This window comes from Dolichospermum circinale AWQC310F (assembly GCF_000426925.1).
Lineage (GTDB): Bacteria > Cyanobacteriota > Cyanobacteriia > Cyanobacteriales > Nostocaceae > Dolichospermum > Dolichospermum circinale.
Genome location: NZ_APIZ01000353.1, coordinates 1 through 1,524, shown reverse-complemented (window position 1 = coordinate 1,524; position 1,524 = coordinate 1). Strand labels below are relative to the sequence as shown.

At 53.0% G+C, this 1,524-nt stretch carries 1 rRNA gene; it reads left to right on the top strand.

What is annotated here, in order from left to right:
* A 16S ribosomal RNA gene (locus tag ACIR310F_RS0100370) occupies nt 1-1,487 on the top strand.
* The last annotated feature ends 37 nt before the right edge of the window (nt 1,488-1,524 follow it).

Genomic DNA, 1,524 nt, shown 5'->3' with positions numbered 1-1,524 from the left:
AAAATGGAGAGTTTGATCCTGGCTCAGGATGAACGCTGGCGGTATGCTTAACACATGCAAGTCGAACGGTCTTTTAGGAGACAGTGGCGGACGGGTGAGTAACGCGTAAGAATCTACCCTCAGGTCGGGGACAACCACTGGAAACGGTGGCTAATACCGGATGTGCCGAGAGGCGAAAGGCTTGCTGCCTGGGGAAGAGCTTGCGTCTGATTAGCTAGTTGGTAGTGTAAGGGACTACCAAGGCGACGATCAGTAGCTGGTCTGAGAGGATGATCAGCCACACTGGGACTGAGACACGGCCCAGACTCCTACGGGAGGCAGCAGTGGGGAATTTTCCGCAATGGGCGAAAGCCTGACGGAGCAATACCGCGTGAGGGAGGAAGGCTCTTGGGTTGTAAACCTCTTTTCTCAGGGAAGAACAGAATGACGGTACCTGAGGAATAAGCATCGGCTAACTCCGTGCCAGCAGCCGCGGTAATACGGAGGATGCAAGCGTTATCCGGAATGATTGGGCGTAAAGAGTCCGTAGGTGGCATTGAAAGTCTGCTGTTAAAGAGTCTAGCTCAACTAGATAAAAGCAGTGGAAACTACAAAGCTAGAGTTTGGTCGGGGCAGAAGGAATTCCTGGTGTAGCGGTGAAATGCGTAGATATCAGGAAGAACACCGGTGGCGAAGGCGTTCTGCTAGGCCGAGACTGACACTGAGGGACGAAAGCTAGGGGAGCGAATGGGATTAGATACCCCAGTAGTCCTAGCCGTAAACGATGGATACTAGGCGTAGCTCGTATCGACCCGAGCTGTGCCGGAGCTAACGCGTTAAGTATCCCGCCTGGGGAGTACGCAGGCAACTGTGAAACTCAAAGGAATTGACGGGGGCCCGCACAAGCGGTGGAGTATGTGGTTTAATTCGATGCAACGCGAAGAACCTTACCAAGGCTTGACATGTCACGAATCCTGTAGAAACATAGGAGTGCCTTAGGGAGCGTGAACACAGGTGGTGCATGGCTGTCGTCAGCTCGTGTCGTGAGATGTTGGGTTAAGTCCCGCAACGAGCGCAACCCTCGTTTTTAGTTGCCAGCATTAAGATGGGCACTCTAGAGAGACTGCCGGTGACAAACCGGAGGAAGGTGGGGATGACGTCAAGTCAGCATGCCCCTTACGTCTTGGGCTACACACGTACTACAATGCTACGGACAAAGGGCAGCTACACAGCGATGTGATGCGAATCTCATAAACCGTAGCTCAGTTCAGATCGAAGGCTGCAACTCGCCTTCGTGAAGGAGGAATCGCTAGTAATTGCAGGTCAGCATACTGCAGTGAATTCGTTCCCGGGCCTTGTACACACCGCCCGTCACACCATGGAAGTTGGTCACGCCCGAAGTCGTTACCCCAACCTATTGGAGGGGGATGCCTAAGGTAGGACTGATGACTGGGGTGAAGTCGTAACAAGGTAGCCGTACCGGAAGGTGTGGCTGGATCACCTCCTTTTAGGGAGACCTAATCCATTTAGAAATCGAAAGCAGTG